26 protein-coding genes are annotated in these 26,252 nt (G+C 44.0%); 1 reads left to right on the top strand and 25 read right to left on the bottom strand.

The window, feature by feature from the left end:
* The first annotated feature begins 75 nt into the window (after nucleotides 1–75).
* A complete protein-coding gene (locus M3M38_RS00695) occupies nucleotides 76–276 on the top strand; it encodes a hypothetical protein (protein WP_252814302.1) in 201 nt (66 codons plus the stop codon).
* Between the two features lie 58 nt (nucleotides 277–334).
* Here the strand turns inward: M3M38_RS00695 and dprA are convergent, their stop codons facing one another.
* The 25 genes from dprA to dnaE all read right to left on the bottom strand — a co-directional run bounded on the left by dprA (nucleotide 335) and on the right by dnaE (nucleotide 26,197).
* Nucleotides 335–1,213, bottom strand: a complete 879-nt coding sequence (gene dprA, locus M3M38_RS00690; protein WP_252814300.1) for a DNA-processing protein DprA — start codon at nucleotides 1,211–1,213, stop codon at nucleotides 335–337.
* 32 nt (nucleotides 1,214–1,245) lie between these two features.
* A complete protein-coding gene (locus tag M3M38_RS00685; RefSeq protein ID WP_252814299.1) occupies nucleotides 1,246–2,007 on the bottom strand; it encodes a ribonuclease HII in 762 nt (253 codons plus the stop codon).
* Nucleotides 1,997–2,860: a ribosome biogenesis GTPase YlqF gene (ylqF, locus tag M3M38_RS00680; protein WP_252814297.1), complete on the bottom strand. Its 864-nt coding sequence runs from the start codon at nucleotides 2,858–2,860 to the stop codon at nucleotides 1,997–1,999. The genes M3M38_RS00685 and ylqF overlap by 11 nt, the downstream gene beginning before the upstream one ends.
* A gap of 11 nt (nucleotides 2,861–2,871) precedes the next feature.
* Nucleotides 2,872–3,093, bottom strand: coding sequence for a YozE family protein (locus M3M38_RS00675; protein ID WP_252767174.1), 222 nt, complete (start codon nucleotides 3,091–3,093; stop codon nucleotides 2,872–2,874).
* A 1-nt stretch (nucleotide 3,094) separates the two neighbouring features.
* Nucleotides 3,095–3,586, bottom strand: coding sequence for a dihydrofolate reductase (locus tag M3M38_RS00670; RefSeq protein WP_252814295.1), 492 nt, complete (start codon nucleotides 3,584–3,586; stop codon nucleotides 3,095–3,097).
* 12 nt (nucleotides 3,587–3,598) lie between these two features.
* Nucleotides 3,599–4,549 (bottom strand): thymidylate synthase, encoded by a 951-nt coding sequence (locus M3M38_RS00665; RefSeq protein WP_252814294.1) that lies wholly within the window; start codon nucleotides 4,547–4,549, stop codon nucleotides 3,599–3,601.
* Nucleotides 4,550–4,562: 13 nt separating this feature from the next.
* Complete coding sequence (locus M3M38_RS00660) at nucleotides 4,563–6,476, bottom strand: ABC-F family ATP-binding cassette domain-containing protein (protein WP_252814293.1); 1,914 nt, start codon at nucleotides 6,474–6,476, stop codon at nucleotides 4,563–4,565.
* 6 nt (nucleotides 6,477–6,482) lie between these two features.
* A complete protein-coding gene (locus M3M38_RS00655; RefSeq protein WP_252814291.1) occupies nucleotides 6,483–7,691 on the bottom strand; it encodes a CCA tRNA nucleotidyltransferase in 1,209 nt (402 codons plus the stop codon).
* A 107-nt stretch (nucleotides 7,692–7,798) separates the two neighbouring features.
* Nucleotides 7,799–9,061, bottom strand: coding sequence for a tetratricopeptide repeat protein (locus M3M38_RS00650; RefSeq protein WP_252814289.1), 1,263 nt, complete (start codon nucleotides 9,059–9,061; stop codon nucleotides 7,799–7,801).
* A 68-nt stretch (nucleotides 9,062–9,129) separates the two neighbouring features.
* Nucleotides 9,130–9,405, bottom strand: coding sequence for an HU family DNA-binding protein (locus M3M38_RS00645; protein ID WP_252767168.1), 276 nt, complete (start codon nucleotides 9,403–9,405; stop codon nucleotides 9,130–9,132).
* Nucleotides 9,406–9,584: 179 nt separating this feature from the next.
* A complete protein-coding gene (gene der, locus M3M38_RS00640) occupies nucleotides 9,585–10,892 on the bottom strand; it encodes a ribosome biogenesis GTPase Der (protein ID WP_252814288.1) in 1,308 nt (435 codons plus the stop codon).
* A 64-nt stretch (nucleotides 10,893–10,956) separates the two neighbouring features.
* Nucleotides 10,957–12,165, bottom strand: a complete 1,209-nt coding sequence (gene rpsA / locus M3M38_RS00635) for a 30S ribosomal protein S1 (RefSeq protein WP_252767166.1) — start codon at nucleotides 12,163–12,165, stop codon at nucleotides 10,957–10,959.
* Between the two features lie 79 nt (nucleotides 12,166–12,244).
* On the bottom strand, nucleotides 12,245–12,937 hold the full coding sequence (gene cmk / locus M3M38_RS00630) for a (d)CMP kinase (protein WP_252814287.1): 693 nt from the start codon (nucleotides 12,935–12,937) through the stop codon (nucleotides 12,245–12,247).
* 16 nt (nucleotides 12,938–12,953) lie between these two features.
* Entirely contained in the window at nucleotides 12,954–13,655 is a 702-nt protein-coding gene (locus tag M3M38_RS00625) for a LysM peptidoglycan-binding domain-containing protein (RefSeq protein WP_252814286.1), read from the bottom strand.
* A 31-nt stretch (nucleotides 13,656–13,686) separates the two neighbouring features.
* Nucleotides 13,687–15,120 carry a RecQ family ATP-dependent DNA helicase gene (locus tag M3M38_RS00620; protein WP_252814284.1) on the bottom strand — a complete coding sequence of 478 codons (1,434 nt, stop codon included), beginning with the start codon at nucleotides 15,118–15,120 and terminating at the stop codon, nucleotides 13,687–13,689.
* The gene (locus tag M3M38_RS00615) at nucleotides 15,104–16,159 is read right to left on the bottom strand and encodes a helix-turn-helix domain-containing protein (protein WP_252814283.1); all 1,056 of its coding nucleotides are present in this window, start codon (nucleotides 16,157–16,159) and stop codon (nucleotides 15,104–15,106) included. Before M3M38_RS00615 ends, M3M38_RS00620 begins: the two co-directional genes overlap by 17 nt.
* Nucleotides 16,159–16,725 (bottom strand): ECF transporter S component, encoded by a 567-nt coding sequence (locus M3M38_RS00610; RefSeq protein ID WP_252814282.1) that lies wholly within the window; start codon nucleotides 16,723–16,725, stop codon nucleotides 16,159–16,161. The genes M3M38_RS00615 and M3M38_RS00610 overlap by 1 nt, the downstream gene beginning before the upstream one ends.
* Nucleotides 16,712–17,464 carry a pseudouridine synthase gene (locus M3M38_RS00605; protein ID WP_252814280.1) on the bottom strand — a complete coding sequence of 251 codons (753 nt, stop codon included), beginning with the start codon at nucleotides 17,462–17,464 and terminating at the stop codon, nucleotides 16,712–16,714. Before M3M38_RS00605 ends, M3M38_RS00610 begins: the two co-directional genes overlap by 14 nt.
* Complete coding sequence (gene scpB / locus M3M38_RS00600) at nucleotides 17,461–18,024, bottom strand: SMC-Scp complex subunit ScpB (RefSeq protein WP_252767159.1); 564 nt, start codon at nucleotides 18,022–18,024, stop codon at nucleotides 17,461–17,463. The genes M3M38_RS00605 and scpB overlap by 4 nt, the downstream gene beginning before the upstream one ends.
* A complete protein-coding gene (locus M3M38_RS00595) occupies nucleotides 18,014–18,754 on the bottom strand; it encodes a segregation and condensation protein A (protein ID WP_252814279.1) in 741 nt (246 codons plus the stop codon). Before M3M38_RS00595 ends, scpB begins: the two co-directional genes overlap by 11 nt.
* Nucleotides 18,747–19,103: a riboflavin biosynthesis protein RibT gene (locus M3M38_RS00590; RefSeq protein ID WP_252814278.1), complete on the bottom strand. Its 357-nt coding sequence runs from the start codon at nucleotides 19,101–19,103 to the stop codon at nucleotides 18,747–18,749. Before M3M38_RS00590 ends, M3M38_RS00595 begins: the two co-directional genes overlap by 8 nt.
* Nucleotides 19,104–19,118: 15 nt before the next feature.
* Nucleotides 19,119–20,006 (bottom strand): site-specific tyrosine recombinase XerD, encoded by an 888-nt coding sequence (gene xerD / locus M3M38_RS00585; protein WP_252814276.1) that lies wholly within the window; start codon nucleotides 20,004–20,006, stop codon nucleotides 19,119–19,121.
* Complete coding sequence (locus tag M3M38_RS00580) at nucleotides 19,999–20,874, bottom strand: CvfB family protein (RefSeq protein WP_252814275.1); 876 nt, start codon at nucleotides 20,872–20,874, stop codon at nucleotides 19,999–20,001. Before M3M38_RS00580 ends, xerD begins: the two co-directional genes overlap by 8 nt.
* A 116-nt stretch (nucleotides 20,875–20,990) precedes the next feature.
* Nucleotides 20,991–22,751 (bottom strand): pyruvate kinase, encoded by a 1,761-nt coding sequence (pyk, locus tag M3M38_RS00575; RefSeq protein WP_252814273.1) that lies wholly within the window; start codon nucleotides 22,749–22,751, stop codon nucleotides 20,991–20,993.
* 113 nt (nucleotides 22,752–22,864) lie between these two features.
* Nucleotides 22,865–26,197, bottom strand: a complete 3,333-nt coding sequence (gene dnaE / locus M3M38_RS00570) for a DNA polymerase III subunit alpha (protein ID WP_252814272.1) — start codon at nucleotides 26,195–26,197, stop codon at nucleotides 22,865–22,867.
* Nucleotides 26,198–26,252 lie beyond the last annotated feature (55 nt).

The raw sequence follows: 26,252 nt of genomic DNA, 5'->3' as shown, positions 1-26,252 counted from the left end.
ATTAACGATAAAAAGTATTGCATTGTTGGAAACGATCAGGAGTATTTTTTCTTAATTAAGCTAAACGAGCGATCCTTGGAGGACACTAAAAATAGCCAAATTCCTAATCCTGACATTAGTAATTTCACAGACACCAATCGAATGTATCTGTTTCCACGCGAAAAATTTAACGACAAGCGGATTAAATACTTTAAGATTCAAATTCACTTCTTGCGTCCCTACATTAAAAATTTTAAAAACGGACAGTTAGAAGTCAAGGTGTTAACTTCCCTTTAAATTATTTTCGGTTGTCTAAAAAAGATGCCAGCCCGTGGTTGGCATCTTTTTTAGTGCTTTAAAGCACAATTCTACCCAACAAATCCTGCGTATCAATGCACGGTTGCGCGCCGGCCGCAATTAATTCATTGGCACCTAAAGATAGTTGACTGTTGATGTTGCCCGGAATGGCTAGTACATCTCGATTAGCTTGTAATGCTAAACTGGCCGTGATCAAACTTCCTGATTTCTTACGGGCCTCCACGACTAACAGTTTTTGGCAGAGGCCAGCAATAATTCGATTCCGTTCTACGAACTGATACCGGCGTGGTCCTGCTCCTTGGGGATATTCCGTAATCACCAGTTGATGCTGGGCTAAGTCACGTTGTAGATTTCGATTAGTAGCTGGATAGTAGTGATCTAAACCCGTTCCTAAAACGGCCACGGTTTTCCCGTGATACGCCAAAGCTAACTGATGCCCGAGCGTATCAACTCCCGTCGCTAGTCCAGAAACAATTAAGTAGCGGCTTACCACCTCACTTGTAACCGTGCGCTTTAAGGATTTCACCGCGTATGCTGAACAGTTCCGGGAGCCCACGATCCCTAATACCGGAGTATTCGTTAGGCACTGCCATTTACCCGCGTAAAATAAGACAATCGGTGGCAAAAAAATTTCTTTAAGTTGTTCTGGATATTCAGCATCTAAAATCGTCAGCCATCCACCCTGTTGATTGGTACGGACTCGTTCGGTTAGTTCGGGAGTCAAAAAATGGTGAATGAAAGGACTAGTTTTCAGCCGGTGTTTTCGCAGTAAAGCCGCCAATGGTTGTAGTAACCCTGCCAGTGAATACCGGCTAAAATGCTGCTCCCGTAGCAACCATTCATAAATTAAGCTCTCACCCTTTAACCCCACACCGGGACAAAGTTTAACCCGTAGTAAAAATTCTCGTTTATCCATCGTCGTTCTCCCCTTTTAGAAGAGATACGTAGTTAACGGAACAAATCACGCACGGGTGCAAAACTTTTTCGATGAATCGGTGTCGCGCCAAATTGCCGTAACGCCTGTAAATGTTCCTTAGTTCCATAACCATCATTATGGTCAAAGCCGTACCCTGGATATTGGTCTGCGTACTTAATCATGATATCGTCTCGCGCAACCTTAGCTAGGATGCTGGCCGCAGCGATACTAGCGGATTTAGCGTCCCCCTTGATTAACTTGGTTTGGGCTAAATCTGTGTCAATGACCATGGCATCTACCAAAAGATGTTCGGGAGTGGGCTGCAATTGTTCAATTACCCGCTTCATTCCCAGGCGACTGGCTTCGTAAATGTTAATTTGATCAATCGTTTGAGGACTAATGCTGACTAACTGATAAGCAACGGCTGTTTGTTTGATTAACGGTGCCATAACTCGACGTTCGTGGTCAGTGAGTTGCTTGGAATCGTTGACGTTCACTAACGCAAAATCATGAGGTAAAATCACGGCTCCGATAACAACTGGACCAGCTAATGGTCCCCGTCCTACTTCATCTACGCCCGCAACGTATTGGATCCCTTGCTGCCACAGTTCTTTTTCAAAGTGTAACCGCTGTTCAAAAGCAGCTTTTGCTTCTCGTTGTTTGGTTAACCGCCGTTTGGTTTGCTGCACTAAGCGCTGGACTCCCTTACGTGGATCAGCTTCGTAAGCCGCTAATTGAGGGTCTGTTTCCGTCGTTACTTGAGCCAGTACTTTCTTAACTTCACTAATTTTCATTGGAATCTAAATCCTGAGGATCATCCAGCGTAAAGCGACCGAGTTTTCCCTTGCGGATGTCGTTGATAATCCGATCAGATGCTCGTTCGTAGTCATCACGCATTCCTAAGTTAGCAGTAATGGTCAGCAATAGATCCGGATCCGGAAGAGTTAAATCGGCATCGCGGAGCCGATAGCGATTAATTAACTCCGTGCGGTTGTGAGCCTTAAAAAAGCAAAGGGCGTATAACGCCACGTCATCACTATGATATGAATTTTCCCGAATTGCCCCCGTCAAAGCTAATTTTTCGGCTATCGTCTGATTTTGAAATTTCGGCCACAAAATTCCCGGGGTATCCAACAGTTCTAAGTGACCGTTACCGGTTAACCATTGTTGCCCCTTCGTTACTCCCGGTCGGTTACCCACCGGAGCCGAACGCCGTTTGACCAGCTGATTTAAGAGAGTAGATTTTCCCACGTTAGGCACTCCCACACAGATGGCTTTCAAACTCTTTCGCTCTAATCCTCGTTCACTCTGGGACGTTAGTTTACTGGTTAACTGATCCTGAGCAGCTTTCTCAATTTTTTTGGCTACTCCATTGACCTTCGAATCTACCGCTAGCGCCGCAAATCCCTGCTGGCGAAAGTAAGTTAACCATTGCTGCGTCAGATTAGGATTGGCCAAGTCCGCCTTGGTTAAAATCATGAGCCGGGGCTTACCCTGACTAATTCGACTAACTTCAGGATTGATGGAAGTAAATGGAATCCGGGCATCGACTAATTCAAACACAATATCAACCAGTTTGATGTTTTCTTCAAACTGGCGAATGGCCTTCGCCATGTGACCGGGGAACCATTGAATGTTACTCTGCATAACCTGTCTCCTTAATTTAGATAAGCGAGGTACTTCTGCCAAGCATCATCAAAGATGGTGAGGCTTGGCAGATAACCTGCATTTTCCTCTAAGTACTTAGAGATTTCGTCAAAATTATCAGTGTGCTTTGGGAAGCTTTGGTCAAAAAAAGCGTTATTGGCAAACTCCGCAATTTCATCATGGCTATTGGGATTGCGTTCGGTCATTAAATATTCGTAAAAACTTTTTCGCATACTATGCTTCCTTTCGACGCCAAATTTCAAAATGGTGCGGATATTGAGAGTCGGTTGCTCCCGGCCGTTCTTGGACCAGTTCAAACTGAGAATAATCAATGTGGGGCATCCAAGTATCACCATCCACATCGGCATCAATAACTGTGCGATACAATTGATCGACATCTGGCAGCAATGCTTTAAAAACCTGACTCCCCCCGACTACGAAAATGAGCTCGTCCTGGTGTTCATTTGCGTATTGCAAGAAACTAGTTGTAGTTGGAAAGACCTCCACTCCCGTCGGAAAATGATCCGCTGGTTGCCTGGTTAATACCATGTTTTTGCGATGGGGAAGCGGACGCCCAAAACTCGCAAACGTTCGGCTTCCCGCTAGAATGGGATGCCCCGTGGTTTGCTCTTTAAAAAAGTGCATATCATCAGGAAGGTGCCATGGTAACGTTCCGTCTTTCCCAATCACGTGTTGGTGTGCTTCTGCCCAAATAAATGCTAACATTGCTAGTTCCTCCTAAACGGCCACGGCCCCTTTGATGCGTGGATGGTGGTGATAATTTTCGATTTTAATATCATCAATGTCATAATCAAAAATACTTTGTTTCTCCGGATTTAACCATAGCTGGGGAGCTGGATATGGCGTTCGCGTCAGTTGCTCTTTAATTTGTCCCACGTGATTTTGGTAAATATGAGCGTCACCCAAGGTATGGATGAATTCGCCCGGTACCAAGCCGCACTCCTTGGCAATTAAACTAGTTAACAATGCATAACTAGCAATGTTAAACGGCACGCCCAGGAAAATATCCCCACTTCGTTGGTACAGTTGACAGCTTAATTTGCCATCGTTGACATAAAATTGAAACAGCGTGTGGCACGGCGGCAAAGCCACGTCATCAACATCCCCAGGATTCCAAGCTGAAACAATCAAGCGTCGGGAATCTGGATTGGTTTTAATCTGGTCAATCACCTTTTGAATTTGATCCACCGTTTGGCCATCAGCAGTTTGCCAACTACGCCATTGGCTTCCGTAAACCAGCCCCAAGTCGCCATAACGAGCCGCGAAATCAGCATCCGCCAGGATTCGTTGACAGAACCACTTCTTTTGCTTCAGATACTCCGCTTTAAACTCCGGATCAGTTTGGGACCGTAAGCCGAAGTCAGTCATATCAGGTCCTTGGTATTCATCAGATTCAACCCAGTTTTTAAAGGCCCACTCGTCCCAGATGTGGTTATTGTTTTGGAGAAGATACCGGATGTTAGTATCACCACGTAAAAACCAGAGTAACTCACTCTTAATCAACCGAAACGGAACGCTTTTGGTCGTTAATAACGGAAATCCTTCTGCCAGGTTAAAACGCATTTGATAACCAAAGTAACTAATGGTCCCGGTCCCCGTTCGATCACCTTTTGGTTGTCCATTTTCAAGCACAAATCGTGCTAGGTTTAAATATTGTTCTTCTAACATTCGTTCCTCCGTCCTAGTCCTCATCCACGTACTGACTTAAATAGTCCCAGCGTTCGACTAACTGATCACCCTGGGCATTTAAATCATCTAATTGTCGTTGTAATTCTGCTAACTTGTTATAGTCAGCGGCATTTTGCTGCATTTCCGTTTGCACTTTGGTCACTGCTGCTTCGTTATCGGCCAGTTTTTGGTCCATTTGCTCCCACTCTAATTTTTCCGCGTAGGTTAACTTGGTTTTAGACTGGGATTTCTTATCCGAAGCGCCTGGTTTTTGTTTTGCCATCGTTTGTCGTTTGGCCGCGCTCTCTTCCGTTTTCGCTTGTTGCTGCTGTTCTGCTAGGTAGCCTGACAATGATCCTGTATAGCGGTCAATTTGCGCGTCACCCTTAAACATCAACAGGTAATCGGCAACCTTATCCAAAAAGTACCGATCATGAGACACCGTAATCGTGGTTCCGTTAAAGTTTTCAATGTAGTTTTCTAAAACGGTCAACGTACTAATATCCAGGTTATTAGTTGGTTCATCCAGTAACAGGACATTCGGTTGTTCCATCAGCAATTTAAGCAAATAGAGGCGTCGTTTTTCACCACCAGAAAGCTTACGAATCAAAGTTCCGTGGGTCGATTTCGGAAACAGGAACTGTTCCAGCAAATTCGTAACGCTAATCTGATTGCCATCCTTGTCCACGACTTTTTGACCCACATCCGTCAGATAATTAATAACTCGTTTATCCTCTGGGATTGGTTCCATTTGTTGGGTGTAGTAACCTAATTTCACCGTTTCACCAAGTTCAATGGTCCCCGAATCTAGGGGTAATTTACCGGCAATCGCATTTAAAAAACTAGATTTCCCGGTCCCATTTTCCCCACTAATCCCCAGACGTTGCCCGTTTTGGACGATTAAATTAAAGTCCCGCAAAATTGGATGATCGGCCACGGTAAGGTTGACGTCCTTCATTTCAATTACCTTTTTACCTAACCGTTGTTGCCCCATACTGATGTTCACGTCTTCTTCGACAGGAGTTCCTTGATCAACCTCTTGTTTGAGTTCCTGGAACCGTTCAATTCGGGCGTTTTGCTTGGTGGAACGCGCCTTCGCACCGGCTTTCATCCACTGCAATTCTTTTTTATATAATTGTTGCTGTTTATGTCCCGCTGCGATTTCTTGATCCACCCTTTCGGCCTTTTTGGCTACGTAGGTTTGGTAGTTCCCCTCGTATTCGTACAACTTTCCAAACGAAAGCTCCCAAATGTGATTGGTAACCTGATCTAAGAAGTAGCGATCATGGGTAACTACCAGTAATGAACCGTGATAACGACTCAGGTATTGTTCTAACCAGGCAATCGAATCAAAGTCCAAGTGGTTGGTCGGTTCATCTAGCAATAACAGGTCTGGAGCTTGAAGTAAAACCTGGGCTAAGCCAACTCGTTTTTGCATTCCCCCAGACATCGTTTTAATCGTTTGGTTCAAATCCATGATTTTGAGTTGGGTTAAAATCGTTTTAACTTGGCTCTCAGCCGTCCAAGCATCCATCTCGTTCATCTTCGCCTCGGCTGCGAGGTAAGCCCGTTCCGCATCGGCAGATTCAGGATGAGCGGAGTAAGCGGCCAGTGTATCTTCATATCGGCGAATCACCCGAAAGATGGCCTGATTACCAGCAAACACGGCTTCTAACACCGTTTTATCTGCAGGTAATTCCGGATGCTGTTTTAAATAACCAATGGTATAGGTTTTGGAAGTAATAATTTCACCGGTCACATCATGGTCCAACTGGGCAATCGCGTTTAAAAGCGAGGATTTCCCACTTCCGTTGGTCCCAATCAGACCAATTCGATCGTGCTCGTTAATGATAAAGTTCAAATCGTGAAAGAGCGTTTTTTCTCCATAGGTTTTCGTTAAATGTTCGGCTCGTAACGTTTCTACCATACTTTTTTATGCCTCACTTTGGGTTCGAGCGGCTGCTAACAATTGATCTTGCTCGTTTGCAATTGTTCCGGCCACCACTTGTTGTTCTAATTGATTTAAGAGTTGGCCTAATTGGGGTCCAGGTTTAACTCCAGCCTGAATTAGTTGTTTACCGTCAATATTTAGCTCATGTTTATTGTGAATCGGAAGTTGATCGTAGCGATGTTGTAACGATTGGGTTTCATCAACATGTCCCAATACCACGGCTACTTGAGCGGCCGTAACTAAGTTCTGGGCTCCAGTTTTATATAACTGCCAGTTTGTTAACTGATGATCTAACAGTGCTTGTAATGCGGATGTTACACTGGTAACAGCCGAAATGAGCTGCTTGGAACTCTTCCAAGCCTGAAGCGTTTTGCGAATCCGCGGGGCATTCCAGTCTAAACTAAACGCCAACCAACTCCATACTTGCGTTTCGTCTGCCAATCGCTGGGCTAACGGATGCTTGATCAATGCAGCAATTGAATCAATCTCATCCTTTAAAACTGGGACATACCGAAGTAAATCAGTCGTCAGCATCTGTTGAAGACCACGTAAGGGCGCCATGCCTAATAGCATTTTGACAAATTCCACGTGAATTCGTTCCACCGCAATCTTTTCTAACAACGGACTATTAGTTTGAATGGCGGCCATGGTGGCTGCTTCAATCGTAAAATCAAGTTGACTGCCAAAGCGAACTGCCCGCATCATCCGCAGGGCATCTTCATGAAACCGTTCGTTGGGATTCCCCACCGCCCGAATGATGTGGCGGCGTAAATCAGAGATTCCAGAAAAGAGATCAATAACCTCCCCGTTTTCACGCATGGCCAAGGCATTTACCGTAAAATCCCGGCGCATCAAGTCCTCCCTTAAAGAACGCACAAAGGTTACCCGGTCTGGTCGGCGATAGTCCTGATAACCAGATTCAGTTCGAAAAGTCGTAATCTCGTAGCTGTGCTTGTGATGCAGGACGGTTACGGTGCCATGTTCAATTCCGGTATCAATCGTACGCGGAAAGATTTGTTTGATTTCGGCTGGATAAGCCGACGTCGCTAAATCCACGTCATGAATCGGTAGATTTAATAAGGTATCACGAACACTGCCTCCGACAAAATAGGCTTCATAACCATGTTTTTCAATCACTTGTAATACTTGCTGAGCCCCGATGAAGGCGGCTGGTAATTTTTCGATGCGCAACCACTGCCACTTCTTTCTCGTCTTTTTGTCAATTATACCAAGAAACTAGGTCAATTTGTCCCTTGACACAAAAGACGCACTGCGACTGGCAATGCGTCTTTCATTTTTTATTGTTCCTCTAAATCCTCTAACATGTAAATCATTTCGTCGTCATTAGGTGCTAACTTAACGTACTGTCGTAACAACGGCAAAGTTGCTTGGACTGATCCTGTTTCTCTAAGAAATAATATGTATTCCTTTAAAAACTCGGGGTCATCTTTGAAACTCTGGTAGGCTTGTTCATAATCACTAGCCGCCACATCCCAGTTTTCTAATCGTGCGTTGGCAACCGCTAAATCCCATTCTAACTGACCATCGGTTTCGTGGTCCTGTCGATAAGGGTTTAGTAAATCCACGACCGCCTGATTTTGCTGGTTCCGTAAATAAGCCGCGGCTAGTTGCGTAATCACCGCTAAATTATCTGGATTAGACTCATGTCCGCGTTGTAAGTAATCGATGGCTAATGCAGCATCACCCTGTTGCTCGGCTAATTTCGCCGTTAGCAGGTACAGGGTTACATTATACTCATCAACGCCAATTCCCTCCTGATAGACGCGTAAGGCCACCTCAGGCTGATGATCAGCTTCTAACGCCTGCCCTAAATAGGGGTACAACGAACTGTACTGCGGATCAGTATCCCGTAACGTCTCAAACATGGCAATTGCCTTTTTAAAATCATCGAGTTGGAAATAGGTAAAGCCCGTTTCGAATTGAACGTCAGTAGACATTTCGCCGGGCTGAATCTGTTCTAAATAACCAATTGCGTTCTCAAAGTTGCCTACGTTGGCATAGGCCACCCCGATCCGTTCCACGAGGTTCACGTTCGAAATGTTTAACTGCCCACTTTTAATTAAATCAAGGTACAGAGGAATGGATTCGGCGTATTTTCCCTCCGAAAAGTAAAGTTCGGCCAACGCAAATTTTACCACCGGTTCATCGGGAGCAATTCGGGAAGCTTCCTTGAGTTTTTGTTCACTAACGACCGTTAATCCCTGGGTTTGGTATAAATCCGCTTGTCCTAACAGGGAATTCAGGTAGAAATCTGAATCCGGTTGAATTTGATGAAGATAGTCCAGGGCATCATCAGTTTCATCCTGGGCAATCAAGATATCCGCAATGTAAGTACGCAGCTGGTCCTCATCAGGATATTGCTTTAATAGTTGCCGGTACAGCTGCAAAGCATCGTCAGCAAAACCTAACGAGTAGATTTCTTCTGCCAGTGAAAATAAGAGCTCACTCTCATCATTTTCTGATGCTAATTTTAAGTTTTTTTGGTATCCTTCTAAATCATTATTTTGGAGTGCGTCTAACGCTTGTTCTGAATAACTCATTGTCAACCTCTCTTTTCCAACAAAAAAAGCCAGTTCGCACATGCGAACCGACTCCTGCTAAATAGCGTTTATTTAACAGCATCCTTTAAAGCTTTACCAGGTTTAAAGGCAGGTACTTTACTTGCAGAGATTTCAATTTCCTTACCAGTTTGGGGGTTCCGTCCCTTACGTGCAGCACGTTCACGAACTTCAAAACTACCAAAACCGATTAATTGAACACGTTCACCTTTTGCAAGTTGTGCTTGGATTGCATCAAAAACAGCGTCCATCGCTGCCGTAGCATCCTTTTTAGTTAAACCAGTTGCTTGCGCAACATCGTCTACCAATTCTGCTTTGTTGGCCATGAGTGATTCACCTCCTGAAAAGATGTTTGAAATTTAAACATCGACTTCTAAGCGTTCCCATTAAATCAGAACACTAGATGACACAATACAAGCATCATCTCGTATTTAAAGATAGCACACGAAAACCGCGATTGCAACGGCATTTTAACATAATATTAAGGGATTAAGGTTAATTAACCTTATTTTCGACTTCGAGCAATAATATGGATGGGTGTCCCACTGAAGTCAAAGTTTTTCCGAATTTGGTTCTCTAGGTACCGCTTGTACGAGAAATGGAGTAACTCTGGATCATTGACAAACACCACGATGGTTGGCGGTGCAGTAGCCACCTGAGTCGCATAATAAATCCTTAACTTCCTGGTTTTGATCGTCGGGGTCGGCGTCATTGCCACGGCATCCATAATGACTTCATTCAACGTGGATGAACTAATTCGTTTCTCATGGTTGACGTTGACCCGTTCGATTAATTCTGGCAATTGTTGTAACCGTTGCTTTGTTTTGGCGGACACAAAAATAATCGGCGCATAGTCTAAATACTTAAATTCCATTCGAATTTGAGCTTCAAACTGCTTCTGCGTGTGATTGTCCTTCTTCAAGGTATCCCACTTGTTAACGACAATAATGATCCCCTTACCGGCTTCATGGGCATAGCCGGCAACCCGCTTATCTTGTTCCCGAATGCCTTCCTCAGCGTTTAATACGACCAACACGACGTTACTCTCGTCAATTGCTTTCATCGCCCGCATCACGCTATACTTTTCGGTTTTTTCGTAAATCTTGCCGCGCTTTCTAATTCCCGCGGTATCAACAATGGTAAATTCTTGCCCACTATGAACAAACTTAGTATCAATCGCATCCCGAGTGGTACCGGCCACTTCAGAAACAATTACCCGTTGATCACCTAAGATAGCATTAACCAGAGATGATTTACCCACGTTAGGTCGGCCAATCAGGCTAAAGCGAATACTATCGTCTGGCGCTGGATCTGGAACTTCAGGGAAGTTCTTAATCACTTCATCAAGTAAATCTCCGATTCCAAGTCCATGGGCCCCCGAAATGGGATTCGGATCTCCAAAGCCGAGGGCGTAAAAGTCATAGACATCCGCCCGACTTTCAAAGTTATCAATTTTGTTAACCGCTACCACTACCGGTTTATCAGCTCGATACAATAATTGTGCAACTCGTTCGTCCGCATCAGTGATTCCCTGGCGACCATTCACCATAAAGATGATGACATCAGCTTCATCGATAGCTACTTCGGCCTGTGCCGTGATTTGTTGCATAAACGGTTGGTCGGAAACCTCAATTCCACCGGTATCAATCAAATTAAAATTGTGACCGAGCCATTCACCATGTGCGTAAATTCGATCTCGGGTTACACCGGGGGTATCTTCAACGATTGAAATTCGTTCTCCGGCAATGCGATTAAAAATAGTGGATTTTCCCACGTTCGGTCGTCCCACAATTGCAACGGTTGGATTTGCCATTTTGTTACCTCCTTTTTAAAATAAAAAAATCCTCCATTTTTCAATGAAGGACTTTTTTAATTAATTAGTTTTGCGAATTAATGTCTCCACCTAAGATATCACCTAAAGTAAAGCCGCTTTCTTCTTCAGGAGCATTTGCAGTTGAGTTATCGTCAACGTTCCGCTTAGGCGCTTGCTTGTGCTCTTCAGCAGGAGCTTCTTCTAAAGCTTTCATTGACAATGCTAAACGGTGTTCTTCTGGGTCGATAGAAAGAACCTTCACTTTAATGTCTTCACCAGACTTCAACACATCACTTGGTTTGTCAATGTGTTTGTGAGAAATTTGGGAAATGTGAACTAATCCTTCCACGCCAGGGAAGACTTCGACGAAGGCTCCAAAGTCAACTAAACGTTTAACCTTTCCATCTAATACGCTCCCAACTGGTGCTTTTTCTTCAATGTCATCCCAAGGACCTGGTTGTAATTGTTTGATGGAAAGTGAAATCCGGTCACGGTCTGGATCAACAGAAAGAACTTTAACCTTAACTTTTTCGCCAACTTCTAAGACGTCGGCAGCTTTGCTAACGTGATCGTAGGAAATTTCGGAAATATGAACCAATCCGTCCATTCCACCGAGATCAATGAAAGCACCAAAGTTAGTTAAACGGGCAACTGTTCCTTCAATAACATCTCCCGGCTTAATTGAGCTCATAATCTTTTCACGAGCCGCAGCACGATCTTTTTCAGCAATGGCACGGTGAGAAAGAATTAAACGATTTTCTTCAGGAACCACTTCGATAATCTTAACTTCTAGTTCTTGACCCTTGTACTGGTTCAAGTCACTAACGAAGTGATCAGTAATCATTGAAGCAGGGATAAAGCCACGAACACCATCAGCGTTAACTACTAATCCACCCTTAACTGGACGAGTTACCTTAACCGTAATGGTTTCATCTTTTTCAGCTTTTTCCTTAATTTCATCCCAAACCTTTAAAGCTTCTAAGCGACGAATTGAAAGTAAGTAACTACCATTTTCCTTATCGTCACCAATCTTAGAAACTACGACAACTTTAACTTGGTCACCCACTTTATAGTTATCGGCGATGTTTTCGTCTGGATCTCCAGAAATTTCGCGGTGAGGAATAACACCTTCAACCCCGGCTCCTTCGATTCCGACCATTAATTGTTGATCATTATCAACGGCTAAAATTTCACCGTCCACAACGTCTCCAATGTTTACCTGCTTGATATTATCAAGCGCATCTAATAATTGTTTGTTTTCATTTTCACTCATCAAACATTTCCTCCTTGAAACTACTCTACGACCATTTTATCCTAATTGATTGTAGAATACCAGTAAAATATCGCTAACCTTACTTATTTTTTGTTTCCTGGAGCTTTTGCTGCATTAATTCAGCAATCTGATTTACCACCTGCTCAATGGAAAGAGTCGTTGTATCAATTTCAACTGCGTCTGCAGCTTTTTTCAGAGGAGAAACAGTTCGATGAGAATCTTTATAATCACGCTCGGCAATTTCCGCCTGCAAATCGGCTAGACTAGTCGTAATGCCCTTCGCCTGATTTTCTAAATAACGGCGCTCAGCCCGTTGATTAACACTAGCAACTAAGAATATTTTAACATCTGCATCTGGAAGGACCGTCGTACCAATGTCGCGGCCATCCATTACTACTCCACCGGCTCGGGCAATTTCTCGTTGGCGGTCTACCAGGGCTTCTCTAATTTTTGGCAACGCCGCAACCGTTGAAACGTTATTAGTTACTAGTTCCGAACGAATGGCTTCTGTTACTTCTTGTTGATTAGCAAATACATGTTGGACCGGTTCGCCTGGTTGAAACGTAATTTGGGTTTGTTCTAATAATTGTAAAACTCGTTCTTCGTCAGATAAATCCACCCCAGCCTGTAATGCTACAAGGGTAACAGTTCGATACATGGCTCCCGTATCTACATATACATACGCAAACCGTTGAGCCACAATCTTGGCCACGGTGCTTTTTCCAGCTGATGCTGGTCCGTCAATGGCAACTTGTAATCCTTTTTGGTGCATCCTCATCAATCCTCAACTATCTAATTCTTAATTTTTGTCCTGGCACGATTACGCTTTGTGACGTAAGACCGTTAAGTTGCTCTAATTTTTGCATACTAATCCCGGCATTCTGCGCAACCCGGTACAGCCCTTCGTGTCTTTGAACCACAATGTAATCATTCGAACTTGCACTTGAGTTCGTGTTTGTATCCGAATTCGCCGGCTTATCATTTGTGTTATTTGGATTCACTTGAGTATTCTTAGCGGTGCCGTTTTGGTTAGTAGTTGTGGTTTGACCAGATGGAACTGTAGTAGAACTAGTCGTGTCTGACTGATTTGCACTGGGTTCCTGTTGCGTAGCATCATTTGAATTATCAGTATCCGCCGTTTCTTCCTTAGTGATTTTCTTTTTCTTTGGTTCTTTTTTCGTCTTTTTCTTAGTTGCTTGCTTAGTGGTTTTGGTTTCAGCTTGTTTAGAATTATTCAAGTTCTTTTGCTGAGACATCCCAAAGGCCAACGCAAACAACGCGATTAATACCACCACGGAAATCAAAATCGTCACAATGACCTTAATGTTACCTTGTCGTTTTCTCCGGGCCATTCGCGACAAATTTTTGTCTGACTTTTTCTCCTTTTTCCCCCCATTTAATTCTGAATTATCTGCCGCAGCAGTCGGTTCCTCGTCAAATGACTGTTCCCACGGTTGTCCAGCTTGATCTGGATTATCTCGTTTATCCAATTTTTCAGCCTCCCTGTTCTTAATGGTTTAATTATAGCATGTTACCATCTGCTTCAAATAATTCGGCAATAATTTGGTGCCAATCTTTCATTAAATTTGGTTTCAGTACCCGTGGTGTTTCTAATTTTAATGCAGCTATGGTCCAATCTGGTTGATCAAAATCACAACACCACTGTGGTTTATCCTGAAGTTGGTTAGAAAAATTGCTCAATAATCGTTCACGCCGACAACCAGTAGTTAAAACATACTGCACTACCTTCAGAAGGGCCGCTTCCTTCCGTTTTCGTTCTGCTTGAAAGATGGCTAACATCTGATCATGACTTACTTGGTGTCGCCCATAATATTGAATCAACTTTCGCATTTGCTCATTCAGTTGCTGCGGTTGCTGCGTATACATGGACAGCGTGGCTTCTGTGGGCAAAGAATGATCAATAAGATTCAACGCTAGAGTTTCATCCCCAGGCGTATAGAGTAATAACGCTAAACTTTGTTTACCATCCCGCCCAGCCCGGCCAATTTCTTGCAGATAGCTTTCTAAGTCCTGAGGCAGGTGATAATGAATGATAATGCGAATGTTAGCTTTATCGATCCCCATCCCAAAGGCTGAGGTCGCACAAATTACCTGGAGCTGATCGTCCATGAACTGATGCTGGACTTTAAACCGCGTCTCTGTGTCTAAGTCAGCATGATAAGCAGCTACGTTTAACTCCGTTTCTGCTTGTAATGTAGCGGCCATCTGGTTGGCCATTTTTTTACTGGAAAAATAAATAATGGCCGGTCCCGGTGTATGTTTGAAAAAGTCCACCAAAAATGCTTGCTTATCGATTTCCGTCTCAAGAGTCTGCTCGGCCAAAAAAATGTTAGGCCGATCCACATCCAAAATAACCCGAGCTATGTTATGAACTTGTAACTTTTGCAAAATGTCACTTTGAATCCTAGGCGAAGCAGTCGCCGTTAGAAGTAAAAGCTGCGGTTGCCCTAGTGTTTGCCAATGTTGACCTAAATCTAAATAATCTGGCCGAAAGTCAACGGCCCACTGCGAAATGCAATGAGCTTCGTCAATTACGAATAAGCCGGGATTAATTTGAGCTAACCGCTGCACCAAATCTAAATTAGCCAAACTTTCGGGAGAAACAAAAATAAATCGATACTGTGCTAACTGATCTAACGCTCGTTGTCGTTCTGACCAATTTTGTTGGGAGTTAAATGCAACGACCCGTTTTTCACCCTCCGCCTGCATTCGTTCCACTTGATCAGTCATCAAAGACAACAAGGGTGAAACAATAATGACGGGACGGTCAGTAACCGCCCCATACATTTGATAAATTAACGTTTTACCAGCTCCTGTGGGTAAAACTGCCAACACGGATTCTTCGGCTAATAAGTGCTTTAAAGCAGCTTCTTGTCCCGGCCGAAATCTTTGAAATCCAAAACGCGTTTGCAATATCTTAGTTAGGTTCTCCATCGCTGGATTCTCCTTGTTGTTCTTTAGTTAACCAAATTTGAATTAGACGGAATTGAAGGAAAGTTAAGTGCTCATCCGGTCGAGTTTGAAATTGCCATGTATCAACATCTGGACCCCATTGCGCAATCAATTGCTTAACCTGATCCTTGCTAGTGAAATCTACATACGGAAACTGTGCCATCGGTAAATAAATCGCTGTTTCTAAAAGATGCTCTTGTACCGTTGATTGTCGAATTCGTTGAGTGTGCGCCACCACCTCCAAGGATTTAGTTGCTTGATACAAATTCAGAGTGCGCAACGCATTTTTACTAATCAATGGTCGTGCTAATCCCTGACATAACGGAGCCAAAACGGAATGGGGATGGCGCTGGCACCAGTCCACCAATTTGCCTAATGCACTTAACTCGAAAAAAGCCACTGCCAGTGAGTTTTGCTGCACGGAAATAGCAATCTGATCGCGGGTCAATCCGTTATTTTGATACCCAACCAGTTCCTGTCCTAAAACCTGGGCAGTTTGGTCAGGTAACGTTTCTAGATAAACAGTTAAATCCGAACCCACCAGTTGATAACGCTGGGACTGTCGCAATTGCTTAAAGTAACTTTTAACCCACTGTTGCTCACGTAAGGGGGTGCGCACCACAAAATAATGCGCTTGGTGGTGTTGAAATTCAGAAACTACCTGAACCAACAGTAGCAAACGTTGCTTCAAACGAATTAAATCAACGGTTTGAAAACGTGCTTGCCAGTCAAGTACTAATTGGGAGCGTAGCTGTTGTTGCTGTGCCTGTCCTGTCTGCGTTAACCGATAACGTTCATTTTCAATTGCAATCAGGTGACGTTGTTGTAAGGCACGAAAGTCTAACTGGGCTACATCTAAATAGCGGGAAATTCCTAGGTACCCGAGTTGCTGATGTCGTAAACCCCAGTATAAAGTGGAAACCGTCCGCTTGCCCTTCGCCAAACTCGCCAGAGAACGGGGACGCCGCCACTGCTTTGCATCCAATAACAGGAGAGCCAAATCCTGGTTTAAGCTTGCCATTAACGTCGTTCCATCCACCCCTTCAGTCGGCCGTAAATCAGAACCAACAGCGTTCCATCGACTACCCCCTTAATCAGGTTGAACGGGAGGATCCCAATTAAAACTAGTTTTGGCAGAGAAATGGAGAGCTTAAAGCCGGCTACGTTCATATAAACTGGCATTAGAATGAAGTAATTTAATAAACTCATCCCGATGGCCAATCCAACGGCAGCAATCACAATTGCCAATACCATTTTTCCCTTGCCAGCTAAAAACCATTTCTTGAATGCCCAAAAACTGATGATTAGTAATAGTGAAGCGACAAGTGAACCGAGTAATCCCACTAATTCAATTACAGAAAAGCCCATCGTCATCCAGTAGAGAAATAATTTCAAAATGGTAATTTCAATTGCACCTACGGGACCGAGCATAAAAAGCCCCAGCAAAATTGGCACATCAGAAAAATCTAGTTTTAAAAAAGGGACATACGGTAGGATTGGAAACGAAACAAACATTAAGAGATAGGCAATCGCACTTAACATCGCAATAATCACCATGCGTTTTAGTTCTTGGTTATTTGTTTTCACGAGGTAGTTCTCCCTTCGCTAGTTCTAGTAAATCACGAACCTCTCGTTTATTAAGGGGACGCCACTGACCGGGTTCTAAGTCAGCAAGTTTTAGTCCGGCAAAAACGGTCCGCTTTAATTTTTCCACTGGATGCCCCACCGCTTGGAACATTTTTTTAACTTCGTGATTCCGGCCTTCGTGAATGGTTAGTTCCATTAACGCGTTTTGTCCATCCGTCCCCATTTTCTTAACTAAGCGCACTTCAGCGGGAGCACTGGTATGGTGATCATCTAACTTCACTCCCGTTTGCAAGCGTTGAAAATCAGCTGCATCTGGGATGCCAGTCACCTTGGCTAGATAGGTTTTGGGAATCTCATGTTTGGGATGAGTTAAGAGGTAATCCAGCTTTCCATCGTTGGTTACTAACAACGCTCCAGTCGTATCGTAATCCAAACGTCCGACCGGATAGATTCGTTCTGTAACCTGATGTTTAAAATAATCCAAGACGGTTTTGCGTTTTTTTTCATCTGATGCAGAAGTAATCACACCCCGTGGTTTATTGAATAAAAAATAGACCGGGGCTTCTCTGTGAATCGGTTTATGATTAACCTCAATTTGATCGGCATCCGTGACCGTCGTCCCTAAAGTGGTTACCACTTTGCCATTTACTCGCACATGACCAGTTTCAATCAATTTTTCACTTGCCCGACGCGATGCAATTCCTGCGTGAGCCATTACTTTTTGTAATCTTTCTTTCATTCTGGTTCTCCTTCGTCATCATTTCTAGCTGGATACATTGCTCCATCACTAGTCGGTTGCTCAACTGGTAGGGGCGGTAATTGTTGCAAATCAGTTAATCCAAAGGCCCGCAAAAATAGGTCCGTGGTACGGTATAAGTTCGGGGTTCCTGGTTCATCCGCCTGCCCCGCGATGATAATTAATCCCAGACTCTGTAAGTTCTTCAGCGAAACGGAACTATTAACTCCTCGAACCTCATCAACCTGCAAACGTGTTATCGGTTGTTGGTAGGCAACGATGGTTAAGGTTTCCAACATAGCTGGGGTTAACAGGGAATCATCATCGTTAAGCACCTTTCGTACCGCTTGATCATATTCCGGTTTGGTGCTCATAGTTACTAAGTCGCCGTTTTGCTGAATCACTAAGCCGTAATCAGCAGCGGAGCTAGCTTCGACCAACTTAACCACGTTTTCTCGTACCACAGCCATAGACAATTGACTAATTTGTGCCAATTGCTTAATTTCAATTCCACTGGCTCCCGCGGCATAAATTAAGGCTTCTAATTGCGCACTAATTGACATGCTTATTTTTCCTACTTTCAATGATAAAATTGGTCTTTCCCTGAGTCTGAGTAATCCGAACCACTTGTTGCTTGGCCAAGGTCAAAACGGCCAGAAAGTCCGTCACAATTTCTTCTGGTTCTGACCGTGGACTGAATAATTGGGAAAAAAACAATGGTTGGGTCGGATTTTGTTGCACTTGGTCAATAATAAAAGCAGCCTGATCTGCAAGACTAAACCGCCATTCTTCAATTTGGTTCAATGGCCCCACATTAACTTGGCGCTTGCGTCGGATAATCCGTTGCCAGGCATTCTGCAGTACCATCACTTCAAACTCATGCGCTGCAATTTCTACGTCCTGATTCCGGCGTGAAGGTATAATGGTATGCAACTTTTGTTGTTGGCGCTCTCGTTTCTGGAGTCTATGTGACGCCTGCTGGTAGCGCTTATATTCCAGTAATTGCTCCACTAAATCAGCACGCGGATCTTCCTCCTCTTGATCATCATCAATTTCTTCTGCCAACAGCCATTGCGACTTTATGTGCATCAATTTGGCTGCCATCACAAAGAATTCGCCGGCCACTTCCAACTGGGTTTCCTTCATCTTCTGCAGGTACTTAAAATACTGGTCCGTAATCTCTTTAATGTTGATGTCATAGATATCCATCTCGGAATCTTTAATAAGATGTAACAATAGTTCTAGCGGGCCATCAAAATCAGTCAAATGAATCTTCAGGGTAGCATTACTCATTGTTTCGCTCCCACCGTGTAATCACCTCTTGATTATGCAAGGTTCCTATGATGTGTTGGTTCGGGTACAGCGTCTTTAAATTATCAAGCACCCGGAAGGCATTAAAATAAGTATCAGCATCCGGCGTTAAAATCATTTTACGCATCAACAGCCACTGCGGATTTTCCTCAATCCCAATGACGCCTGCCCAATTATTAAATTGGTCCTTCCAGAGGTACAAATTTCGATTAGCTCCGTCCTCATACCACTGGATTTCTTCTTGCAAAAATTCAATCTGATGGGAGCGCTGTGACATCGTCAAAATGCCCATAACGACCTTTTCATTTTCGGGTTGATATTTATATAACATGACTTCCTCCTGTTATTACGCACGTGGGTGGTACTTTTGGTATTCGCGCGTTAAATGCTCGTGCGAAACGTGAGTATAGATTTGGGTGGTAGAAATATCAGCATGACCCAGTAATTCTTGAACGGTCCGTAAGTCAGCTCCGTTCTCCAGTAAATGCGTGGCAAAAGTATGGCGCAGTGTGTGGGGCGTGATGTTTTTTTGAATCCCGGCTGCTACTGCCGTTTGTTTTAACATTTTCCACACACTTTGTCGGCTTAATTGGTGACCGTGGGCGTTTAAGAAGACATACGCATTCGCGGTCTGTTTTAACAATTCTGACCGTGCCGTATCTAAATAACGCATCAACCACTCAATGGCCACATCATCAATCGGAACAATTCGTTCCTTGTTCCCCTTCCCCAGGGTTTGAATTAAGTGCATTTCCAAGTGTAAATCTTGCAGTTTCAGGTTCACTAACTCAGAAACCCGCAAGCCGGTTGCATATAAAACTTCTAAGATGGCACGATCCCGCAACCCTAACTTTTTTTGTACGTCGGGAACCGCCAGTAAGCGTTGCACCTCTTGATCGGTTAAAACGGACGGTAAATGCGTCCCGCGTTTGGGCGTCGCAATTTTTTGCATCGGGTCAACCGTAATCACTTTCATCCTCATCAAATATTGGAAAAATTTTCGTAACGATGAAACACTGTGAATGACTGAGTTTCGCGCTTTTCCGGCCTTTTTCTCCCGCTCTAAATAACTCAGGACGGTAAACTGATCAATTGCTCCCCAACTGGTCAGATGCTGTTGTTGCAAGTAGTCAATAAACTGAGTTAAATCCTGACGGTAACTTTGAACTGAGTTAGCAGCTAACCCCCGCTCCACCACTAAGTAGTGCAGGTAGTTTTCCAAATCATCATTCATGATCTGGTTCCACCAGTTGAATGCCATCCGTAGTGATGGTAATTTGCTTAGCTTTAAAAAGGTGACCAATGGCCCGTTTGAACTGCCCCTTACTAATCCCGAAGTAAGCTTTGATGGCATCCGGATCACTATGATCGTTGTAAGGCAAAGAATGATCCGCGCGCATGGTTAGCGTCCGATAAATCATTTCGGCATCATCGTTAATTGCTTCGTAAGCACGAGGACGCATTGATAAATACAACGTTTTGTTGGGCCGCAAGCCAATCACCCGGGCTGAAACTAATTCACCTAGACGCGGTTCTTGTTCCTCTTCTGACTTATCAATAAAACCCAGATGATACTGGTCGGTTAAAACCTGCGTTCCCATTTTTTTCGGATTAATCACACGGGCTTGAAGCATCCGGTTCTTTAATTTCGGGTTCCCGGCGGGTTGCGAAATGGCTTTAAAGACCTCGTCGTCTGCCAATTCGCCCCACAAGCGACCCTTGCGATCTCGCTTTAAGGCTACTAACAATTGATAGCCCACGTCTGGCCACAAAGCACGCAGGGCGGGCAGATCATCCATGGAAACGGCTAAGTCTTTATCGGGAAGCCCCATATCAACGAACACGCCTAGGCCAAACTTTTTATTCACGACCTTCCCCCAGCCGTAACGATCAAAGCCGATGGCCGGTACTTCACGCGTAATCCGTAAGGCATGATTCTCATTTTCGTAAGCAAACCCCCGAAAGGTACTGCCCAGTTTCAGCGGCTTTTTAATCTCTGCTTTGGCTAAAGAATAGGTCAATCCATCCTTTTGCACAAAATACTCTTGCTCATTTTCATCGGTTACCGTAGTGGTAATCATGGTTCCAATTGCATCATTCATGAACTTCTCCAATTTCACTATTCCGGCTAATTAGGTTGCGCTTAATTTTCTTCATTATACCAAAGAAAAAGGCATCCGGAAAAACCCGGATGCCTTTTGGTTTAGAAAATATTTAATTAATCGTTTTTAGCTTGATTACCTTGGTAAACGACTCCACGCCGAGCGTCCACCGTTACTACTTCACCATCAGTAATCGTAGAAGTAGCGTTGTGAGCAGCCACAATCACAGGAACATCCAAAGAAATTCCGATTACGGCAGCGTAGGAAGTTAAACCACCCGTTTCAACCACGATTGCACTAGCCTTCTTCATGGCCGGTAAATAGTCTTTGTTAGTATCTTTAACTACCAAAACACTTCCGTCAACGGCTTTAGCGTTTGCTTCATCAGCGTCAGCAGCAACCACTGCCTTCCCAATCACCGTTTCGTCGCCAATTCCTTGACCTTGGGCCAACTTGGTTCCAATTAATTGAACGCGAACCGTGTTAGTAGTTCCTTCGTCACCTAACGGAACCCCGGTTGTCACGATGATTTCTTCGCCTTCTTTAGCTAAACCAGTTTCAACGGCTTTAGCAACGGCTAAGTTAACCATTGCTTCAGCTGATTCTGGTTTTTCAACTAACACTGGGTTAACCGCCCAATTAACCGTCAAACCTCGACGAACCCGGTCGTCAAAGGTTAATGCTAAGATGTTAGCATCTGGGTGGTACTTCGAAATCATCCGAGCTGTGTAACCAGAACCAGTAGCGACTACAATCGTGTGAATCCCCATGTCTTTAGCAATCCGAGCCACAGATTCACCAAGGGCTTCAGTAACGTCACCGTCGTTAAATTCGGGACGAGGAGTTCCGAATTCTTCAAAGTGACCGTCAGAAACTTCGTCAATCCGAGCCATCATCGAAACAGCAGCAACTGGGTAGTCCCCGTTGGCACTTTCACCAGAAAGCATCGTAGCATCAGTTCCATCGTAAACGGCGTTCGCAACGTCAGAAACTTCAGCCCGCGTTGGACGAGGTTCTTCTTGCATGGAGTCTAACATTTGGGTAGCAGTAATCACTGGTTTACCAGCTTCATTACACATCTTAATTAAACGTTTTTGCACGGCCGGCACATTTTCAGGTGGAATTTCCACACCCATGTCTCCACGGGCAACCATCAATCCATCAGAAACTTTTAAGATTTCAGGGAAATTGTCAATTCCTTCTTGGGATTCAATCTTTGGAAAGATTTGAACATCTTGCATGTTCTTTTCTTCCAATAATGCCCGAATGTCCAGAATATCTTGAGGCTTCCGTACAAATGAAGCAGCAATGTAGTTAATGCCATGTTCACAACCAAAGCGGATATCATCAGAATCCTTTTCAGTGATTCCAGGTAGGTTGATGGAAACGCCAGGAGCATTAACCCCTTTCCGGGAACCAAGGACACCGTTGTTAGTAACTTCCACTACTAACTCACGGTTCTTATCGTCCTTTTCCAAAATCTTGGTTCCAACCAAACCATCATCAAAGAGAACCTGGCCACCAACTTTAACATCATCGTAAAGTCCTGGATAAGTTACGGCAATCTTATCTTTTGTACCTTTAATGCTGTCATCCATGGAAATACGGAACTTGTCGCCAGTCTTGAATTCAATCTTACCATCAACTTGTTCGGTTGTCCGGATTTCGGCACCCTTAGTATCCAAGAGAATCCCAGCAATCTTACCAGTTCTCTTTTCCGCTTCTTTTACCATGTTCATCCGTGATAAGTGTTCTTCATGATCCCCATGGGAAAAGTTAAAACGAAAAACATTTGCACCACTATTCAATAACGTAGTAATGGTATCTACATCGTTCGAAGCAGGTCCAAGTGTACTTACGATTTTTGTTCTCTTCATAAGTAAAAGCTCTCCTTTTTTGTAAGCAAACCGTCGCCAGTTTAACTTGCCTTTATTAGATTTCGTTTTCATTGTATCACTTTTCACAGCTAGTGTCTGTATCGAACTAAAAATCATTTTAAAACCACGTTTTTAGTTCCCAATAATGCCTGTAACTGTACCATTAACTTGTCATTAGGATCCACGTTAAAAATGGAGGCTAATTGTTGTCGCTTCTTGGTTCGCGCCCAGTATAAAATCACAGGAACTGCACCGGGATGATCCTTTAGTAAGCTCTGTAACTGCTGTAACAACTCTGGTTGTTCTTGACTAGCTAAGATTTGCACAAATAAACGTTGCCGACTCGTCTTTTGCTGGTGTACTACATTAGCAGCTAACTGAATCTGGTTAACAACTACCTGTAATCCACGTCGTTCTTCAACATCACCGGTCACTAAAATCACCCGGTTCGGCTGTAACCACTCGCTCACATCACGGTATAAGTTGGGAAATAAAGTTAGATTAACTTCACCTACTTGATCGGAAGCAGTGACAAATGCCATCTGTTGACCCTTCTTCGTTCGAATCGTTTTCACCCGGTTAACTAAGAGGACCATCGTGACGTTTTTTTGGTTAGCAACTAGTTCATCACTGCGCAAGGCATGTCGGGCCTGCTTTAATTCGTTATACCGCTCAACCGGATGTCCTGATAGAAAGGTTCCCAGGTATTCACTTTCGTAGTTAGTTTTTTTCCATTCCGGCCAATCGTCCTTCGGTGCCACTTCAACTTCCATTCCTGGAATGGATGCCAACAGTGAACCAGATAAATCAGCAGCACTAATGAACTTAGGAATTGCATCGCTAATTTCACGCCGGTTATATCCCAACTGATCAAATGCTCCGACCGCCGCCAAAGTTTGTAACGGCTCCATTTTGCGAAAGTTAGGTGGAAGTTGTTGAATCAGATCGTCTAAATTTTGAAAGGGACCATCGTTGTTTCGAGCTTGCAACAAGGCGCGGATGAAGTCTGAACGTAAACCCTTGATGGCTCGAAATCCAAAGCGAATCGCTCCATCCTGATAAGTGAAATCTAACTGACTCTGATTAATATCTGGCGCCAGAACGGCAATCCGATCGTCCTTAGCTTCCTGAATGTAAGTTCGGATTTTCACTTGATTCCCCACCACTGAATTAAGCAGAGCCGTGAAGAACGGACCTGGGAAATGAACCTTTAAGTATGCCAATTCCACCGCCATCTTGCTATAAGCAACAGCATGGGATTTATTAAATCCGTAACTAGCAAATTGTTCAATGTAGGCAAAGGTTTGTTCTGCCGTTTGTTGCGAATAACCATTTTGCACGGACCCCGACACAAACCGCGCTCGCATTGATTCCATTTCCTGGTGATGCTTCTTACTCATCGCCCGCCGTAACACATCGGCTTGCCCCAGCGAGAAACCGGCCATAGTAGAGGCCAATTGCATAACTTGTTCTTGGTAAACAATAATTCCATAAGTTGATCCCAAGATAGCTTTAATCGCATCGTTTTGATAGTGATACTCTTCTTCACCATTCTTTCTTTTAATGAAAGAATCGATATTTTCCATTGGCCCGGGCCGATACAATGCGTTCACAGCCGCAATTAATTCAAACCGATCTGGATGCATTCGCCGCAACACGTTTTTAATCCCGCTGGATTCAAACTGGAAAACCCCGTTCGTTCGTCCCGCTTGAAACAGTTGGAGCGTCTGTTGATCATTTAAATCAATCTTTGTCACATCAAACTGCGGATCTAACTGATCGTGCACAGTTTTAAGGATATTAGCCATAATGGACAGATTTCGAAGGCCCAAAAAATCAATTTTTAACAAACCTACATCTTCAACGTAGTACTTAGAGTACTGGGTCATCAGTAACCCTTCGTTTCCGGTTTGAACCGGGGACTTCTGTACAATCGGTTGGTCACTCAATATGACCCCCGCTGCGTGGGTAGAATAGTGACGCGGTAAGCCTTCCAGATGCCGAGCGGTCTGAAAAAGCGTCTCATTTAACGGTTGATCCGCAATTAAATTTTGTAGTTTCTTGGATTCTTGAACGGCATGATCGAGCGTCTGATTCAAATGATTAGGAATAGCGGCACTCCACTGGTTCATCTGTTCTGGCCGCATTCCAAACACCCGCCCCACGTCACGAATTGCTTGTTTGGCTCCTAGAGTTCCAAAGGTAATAATTTGAGCTACATGAGTATCACCATAGCGATCATGCACGTAGCGTAAAATTTCATCGCGTTGGTCATCCGGAATGTCCATATCAATATCCGGCATTTGCGCCCGTTCTTCGTTTAAGAATCGTTCGAACAAGAGATCGTAACGAATTGGATCCACATCGGTAATCCGGAGGGCGTAAGCCACTAACGAACCAGCGGCTGAACCACGTCCCGGTCCCGTAATGATGTGGTGCTGGTGAGCAAAATTAATGACGTCCCACACAATCAAAAAGTAATCGCTAAATCCCATCCGGTCGATGACATCAAGTTCATGTTGCAATCGTTGCTGGTACTCAGAAGGAACATCATTAGCCAATCTGTCTTTCAGTCCTTGTTTACAAAGTTCCTGAAGATAGGTAATGGCCGACTGTTGGTTCGGAGTTTGAAATTGTGGTAAATGAGGTGCTTGCTTGGGAATTTCTACGTTGCACTCATCCACTACTTGTTGGTTGACCTGCACCGCTGCTTGTAAGGTCGTGGTTTGATAGTGAGCTTCCAGTTCTGCTTGCGACCGCAACCATTCTTCTCCCACAATTACTTGTTGTTCTGGAATGGATCCCAGAGAATTACCGGTTTCAATGGAACGTAATACCCGGACGTCAAAGTAATCAGTTGCTTTCAGATAATTAACTGGATTTAGAGCCATTAATTCGGCATTAGTTTGAGTGGCGAGTCGTTGGCGAGCTTCTAACTTAGTCGGTTGCAAATCCATGGGAAGTCCGATTTTAACTGAGCCAGCGTCGGTAAATTGTTGTAAGTGGGTCACTGCAGTAACTGCATCATCTGACCGCTCATACTCTAAGAGTGACAGGGCTTCGCTTTGTTCTGGCAACAACACAAATAAATTGGAAAGCCATTCACTCACTTGCGCTAACGTGGGAACATCTGTCTGAGTCATCGCTCGTGAGGAAATTTCCATTAAATGTTGGTAACCCCGTTGGTTTTTAGCTAGTAAGACCAATTCAAATTGATGTTCCGTTAGTTGTTCGCCCTGTAAAGTTAAGGTTAGGCCAATGATGGGTTTAATTCCCTGGCGGCGGGCCTCTTTTTCAAAGGCTACCGCACCGTACATGACGTTATGGTCGGTTAAAGCAACCGCTTGATACCCCTGATCTTGCGCTGCCTTTATCAATCCTGGAATTGTAGTAGTACTTTGCAGTAAACTGTAGGAACTAATGTTTTGTAACGGTGAATAAGTCATTAACGCCCCTCCCTTCTAATCCTATTATCGCTATTATAGCAGACCACCCATTTCC

The organism is Fructilactobacillus cliffordii, assembly GCF_024029355.1.
Classification (GTDB): Bacteria; Bacillota; Bacilli; order Lactobacillales; family Lactobacillaceae; genus Fructilactobacillus; species Fructilactobacillus cliffordii.
Note: the sequence above shows the minus strand (reverse complement) of the source record. Positions and strands in the feature narration are given on the sequence as shown.

What these genes read in the sequence shown, in the direction of transcription:
- dprA (WP_252814300.1), bottom strand. Translation starts at nt 1,213, where the DNA reads ATGGATAAACGAGAATTTTTACTACGGGTTAAACTTTGTCCCGGTGTG.
- M3M38_RS00685 (WP_252814299.1), bottom strand. Translation starts at nt 2,007, where the DNA reads ATGAAAATTAGTGAAGTTAAGAAAGTACTGGCTCAAGTAACGACGGAA.
- ylqF (WP_252814297.1), bottom strand. Translation starts at nt 2,860, where the DNA reads ATGCAGAGTAACATTCAATGGTTCCCCGGTCACATGGCGAAGGCCATT.
- M3M38_RS00675 (WP_252767174.1), bottom strand. Translation starts at nt 3,093, where the DNA reads ATGCGAAAAAGTTTTTACGAATATTTAATGACCGAACGCAATCCCAAT.
- M3M38_RS00670 (WP_252814295.1), bottom strand. Translation starts at nt 3,586, where the DNA reads ATGTTAGCATTTATTTGGGCAGAAGCACACCAACACGTGATTGGGAAA.
- M3M38_RS00665 (WP_252814294.1), bottom strand. Translation starts at nt 4,549, where the DNA reads ATGTTAGAAGAACAATATTTAAACCTAGCACGATTTGTGCTTGAAAAT.
- M3M38_RS00660 (WP_252814293.1), bottom strand. Translation starts at nt 6,476, where the DNA reads ATGGTAGAAACGTTACGAGCCGAACATTTAACGAAAACCTATGGAGAA.
- M3M38_RS00650 (WP_252814289.1), bottom strand. Translation starts at nt 9,061, where the DNA reads ATGAGTTATTCAGAACAAGCGTTAGACGCACTCCAAAATAATGATTTA.
- M3M38_RS00645 (WP_252767168.1), bottom strand. Translation starts at nt 9,405, where the DNA reads ATGGCCAACAAAGCAGAATTGGTAGACGATGTTGCGCAAGCAACTGGT.
- der (WP_252814288.1), bottom strand. Translation starts at nt 10,892, where the DNA reads ATGGCAAATCCAACCGTTGCAATTGTGGGACGACCGAACGTGGGAAAA.
- rpsA (WP_252767166.1), bottom strand. Translation starts at nt 12,165, where the DNA reads ATGAGTGAAAATGAAAACAAACAATTATTAGATGCGCTTGATAATATC.
- cmk (WP_252814287.1), bottom strand. Translation starts at nt 12,937, where the DNA reads ATGCACCAAAAAGGATTACAAGTTGCCATTGACGGACCAGCATCAGCT.
- M3M38_RS00620 (WP_252814284.1), bottom strand. Translation starts at nt 15,120, where the DNA reads ATGGAGAACCTAACTAAGATATTGCAAACGCGTTTTGGATTTCAAAGA.
- M3M38_RS00615 (WP_252814283.1), bottom strand. Translation starts at nt 16,159, where the DNA reads ATGGCAAGCTTAAACCAGGATTTGGCTCTCCTGTTATTGGATGCAAAG.
- M3M38_RS00605 (WP_252814280.1), bottom strand. Translation starts at nt 17,464, where the DNA reads ATGAAAGAAAGATTACAAAAAGTAATGGCTCACGCAGGAATTGCATCG.
- scpB (WP_252767159.1), bottom strand. Translation starts at nt 18,024, where the DNA reads ATGTCAATTAGTGCGCAATTAGAAGCCTTAATTTATGCCGCGGGAGCC.
- M3M38_RS00595 (WP_252814279.1), bottom strand. Translation starts at nt 18,754, where the DNA reads ATGAGTAATGCTACCCTGAAGATTCATTTGACTGATTTTGATGGCCCG.
- M3M38_RS00590 (WP_252814278.1), bottom strand. Translation starts at nt 19,103, where the DNA reads ATGTTATATAAATATCAACCCGAAAATGAAAAGGTCGTTATGGGCATT.
- xerD (WP_252814276.1), bottom strand. Translation starts at nt 20,006, where the DNA reads ATGAATGATGATTTGGAAAACTACCTGCACTACTTAGTGGTGGAGCGG.
- M3M38_RS00580 (WP_252814275.1), bottom strand. Translation starts at nt 20,874, where the DNA reads ATGAATGATGCAATTGGAACCATGATTACCACTACGGTAACCGATGAA.
- pyk (WP_252814273.1), bottom strand. Translation starts at nt 22,751, where the DNA reads ATGAAGAGAACAAAAATCGTAAGTACACTTGGACCTGCTTCGAACGAT.
- dnaE (WP_252814272.1), bottom strand. Translation starts at nt 26,197, where the DNA reads ATGACTTATTCACCGTTACAAAACATTAGTTCCTACAGTTTACTGCAA.